At 64.2% G+C, this 3507-nt stretch carries 3 protein-coding genes; all 3 read left to right on the top strand.

Annotation, left to right across the window (positions count from 1 at the left end):
• Positions 1-701: 701 nt before the first annotated feature.
• The 3 genes from ABZZ74_RS53075 (at position 702) to ABZZ74_RS53065 (ending at position 3034) form a co-directional block, all read left to right on the top strand.
• Complete coding sequence (locus tag ABZZ74_RS53075) at positions 702-1832, top strand: DUF4062 domain-containing protein (protein ID WP_356951297.1); 1131 nt, start codon at positions 702-704, stop codon at positions 1830-1832.
• Positions 1833-1865: 33 nt separating this feature from the next.
• On the top strand, positions 1866-2549 hold the full coding sequence (locus tag ABZZ74_RS53070) for a hypothetical protein (protein WP_356951296.1): 684 nt from the start codon (positions 1866-1868) through the stop codon (positions 2547-2549).
• 116 nt (positions 2550-2665) lie between these two features.
• Positions 2666-3034, top strand: a complete 369-nt coding sequence (locus ABZZ74_RS53065; RefSeq protein WP_356951295.1) for a hypothetical protein — start codon at positions 2666-2668, stop codon at positions 3032-3034.
• Positions 3035-3507 lie beyond the last annotated feature (473 nt).

Raw genomic sequence — 3507 nt, 5'->3', positions numbered from 1 at the left:
GCACCGACCCGTCCCCGCCCCCTTCCCTTCTTTCTTCTTGTCTGGGAGGGGTGCGGAGGTGTGCAGAGGGGGATGTCGGCCTGGCGACCACGCCGAAAAGGGCTCGTGACCTGCTGATATGCCGTCACCTTCCGGAGAGGCGCGGTCGGTTGTGGGTGGGGATATGGGAGGGGTAGTCGGATCGGTTGTGGGCGTGGTCGGGGGCGGGGTTATCGCATCGTGACGCTGGTCGGGCCCTCATGGTCGGGATCTTGGTCGGGGCGGGGCGCTGGCCTGGGTCGTACGCGCGGCACCGAACGGGACGGTGCCGCACCGTACGAACCCACGGCAGCTGAGGATGGCCTCGCGGAGCCGGCGCCCACCGCCCGCCGAGTTGTCTCCCACCGCCCGCGACCACGCGCGGATCGGTGCGCGCATATGGGCAGAGCGGTACAGGCTCGCAAGTCCGGCAGTTCGCAGTCCGATCATGGGCCCCGGCCAGCCCCCGTGAGGGCAGCCTCCTACAGCCGTTGACGCCCGGAAATGACGGTGCTGCTCAGGCTCTGTGCCGATGTGGTCGAACGAGGCTCCTTCTGCGCAGATAAGCGCATTTTCCGTAAAGGTGCGTTGACTGACAGCGTGCGCCGGGTACAACCGACAGCGCGTCCGCGTCTGTAGGACGCCACCGTCGCACGACGGGCCAGGGGGACTCGGGGGGACACGTGCAAAAGCGCTACCAGGTATTCATCAGTTCCACGCGCAAGGACCTTGAAGAGGAACGGCGCGTCCTCACGAATGCACTTATGTTGAACCGGTTCATCCCCGTGGGTATGGAACATTTCCCCGCCCAGCATGATAAAGCCTGGCCTACGATCAAGCGCTTCATCGACGAATGTGATTTCTATGCCTTGATTATCGCCGGCATGTACGGATCCATCAACGGTGCCAACAGACTCAGCTACACCGAGAGTGAATACCTCTACGCCGCCGAACGGGGGAAGCCGCTTTTCGCCTTCATTCGCGAAAACCGTGATTCGCTGCCAGCCAACATGGTGGAACCCGCCAACGGGCGGCGGCGACGCCAGCTGGACGGGTTCATCGCACGTGTCGAAGCCGATCTAGTCCGGGCCGCCTGGAGTGGACCCGATGAGCTTGCCACGAAGGTGACCGCCGCGCTCAACCAAGCAGTCAGTGACAGCCCAGCAGTGGGCTGGGTACGCGCCGACTCCATCCCCGAACAATTCCAAACACTCCATGCAGACCTGCTGGATCCGTGCTCCCAGCTGGGCATCGGACAAGTGAGCATTGACGGGGTAGCGGGACCCGAGATGCGGGAAAATCTGTCGCATGCCCGCACTACCCGCATCATGTCGACCAGCGCAGTCCGCCTCTTGGAGATCTACAAACAACCTTTCATCAACGCTCTCAGAAACGGCGGACGCATCCAAGTGCTGGTCCCCGAACCTGGAGGCATGTTCCTCGCAGACGTCGAAGAATCGGAATCCGCCCACGGTCCTCGAGGCATGACGATCTCCGAGGAAATCACCATCGTCCGCCAGCGACTGCTCGACATCGTCCGCGACGCACATCTCTCAGGCGTCAACCATGTCCCGGCATCCATCGGTTCCGTGGAGATCGGCTACTTCACCACCCACCTGCGCTCCACCCTCGTCCTCTGCGACGACCACTGGGGATGGCTCACCCTCACCCTCCCACCCGCCCGAGCACCAGAAACCGCCTCCCTCGCCCTCAACGGCGGCGATCGCTCGCTCCTGAACGTCTGCCTACGCCACTTCGAGCGAACCTGGGAGATCGTCACAGGACGCGGCAACACAGAACAACTCGGCCAGTGATCTGAGTACGCTGATCTGGGTAGGCATCCCAGCATGGCGGACACCTCCGAACAGACTCCCGATGTGCGCGCGGCATGGGAAAAGAAGCTCCAGCAGGCCCAGGCGCTCATGGCAGCGCGCCGCGATCGCCACTCCGCACTCATCGAGGTCGCAGCCCAGCACCCCCTTGTCGACGGCGTACGACCCAACGAAGAGTTCGAGGCGCGCCTGATCCGCGCATGCGAGCTGTACACCCAGCTGACCGCCGATGGCATCAGCGTCGAGCTGTACGTGCCCGGCAGCCGCCACATGTTCCACGGCAGCGCGGACAAGATCAGCCTCAGCCAGGCCGGCGGCGACTACCTCATCGCCAGCGGCATCCCGGCCGCCCGCATCCGCGGCGAGGACCTCAATCGCCGCTACAAAGGCGACGACGGCGTCTACAACAGTGCCGACGAATGCTTCGTTACCGCCTCCCACTTCAAGGATGGTGACTTTGGGACCCTCCTCACCGTCCTAGCCCCTGGACAGCTCCATCGCAAAATGCTGCATTATATCCAGTTCGGCGTGCTGCCTCTCCCTCACACCGCACCCACGCCAACCGGCTTCCACAACTACGTCCACGAAGCGTTCGTCGAACTACCTCACGTCCTGTTCGAGGACCCCGACCTGCAGGCACCGGACTCCGTCAAAGCCAACCGCCTGCGCATGGAGCGCCGACCCGGGCCGACGGATTGAAACGCCAATCGACCGATGCGCCCGTACTCCAGCCGTAGAGTCGTGATCTTGTTGCGCTGTGTCGATAGCCCTCAAAGGACTTCATCGGCGGCAGGACCGACCGCTAGGTTGTGGTCGTGATCAGTGACGCGATGCCGGAGTCTGCTAAGCGCGTTGTTCTCGTTGAGGAGGAGATCAGCATTGGCGTTGGCGGCCACCGTTGGCAGCTCACCAGGACGATTCCGGTGGAGGGAGACGAGGTTGCCGCCGACGAACGCGCTCGGGAGCTGGCGATGGAGTACCTCCCCCAGGTTGTCCGCCAGCGTCATGGCGAGACTGTCGGCCGGAGAGTGTTCCGGACTTCCGATGGATCATGGCTGGCAGAGGTAACGGGCTCCCATGAGCGGGTGCTGGTCCGGATCACCACGGCCGAGCAGGTACACATTCAGGAGCACGTGCCATCGGACGGGGACGACACGCCCCCCAAGGGTCACTTCTTCCGCTGAGGCTGACACCTCCACGCAGGAGCGCGCCCGTATCCGCAGTGAGAAGGGCATCCGCTGGGGAGCCGCTCCGCTACCACGTCCGTATTCGAACCCTCATAGCGTCACGTGAAGGCGTCACGGTGTGACGCCTTCTGAACGCGAAGCTCTCTGGCGATAGGCGCGGGTCCGGCATCTCGGTGAGCAGTAGACGGCATCCACCCGCTTGCGGTTGCCGCCCGTGGCCACCTCGCCGGTGAACCACCAGCCCTTGCAGACCGGGCACCGCTTCTTGGGCCGATGGTACGGACGGCCCTCCCGCAGGGCGGCGGCGAACTCCACGTTGCTTCGCCACCACTCCTCACGCTCCCGCTCCACCTCCACGCCTTCGTGCGGCAGACCGCTGAACAATACCGGCGCGGCAGCCTGCTGCCCTCGGGCACGCCGACGACGGGGTCTGCGGCGGAACTCCCCATATGCATCTGACCTGTTCGGAG

It is taken from the genome of Streptomyces sp. NPDC006476 (assembly GCF_040612015.1).
Lineage (GTDB): Bacteria > Actinomycetota > Actinomycetes > Streptomycetales > Streptomycetaceae > Streptomyces > Streptomyces griseorubiginosus_B.
Note: the sequence above shows the minus strand (reverse complement) of the source record. Positions and strands in the feature narration are given on the sequence as shown.

What these genes read in the sequence shown, in the direction of transcription:
- ABZZ74_RS53070 (WP_356951296.1), top strand. Translation starts at nt 1,866, where the DNA reads ATGGCGGACACCTCCGAACAGACTCCCGATGTGCGCGCGGCATGGGAA.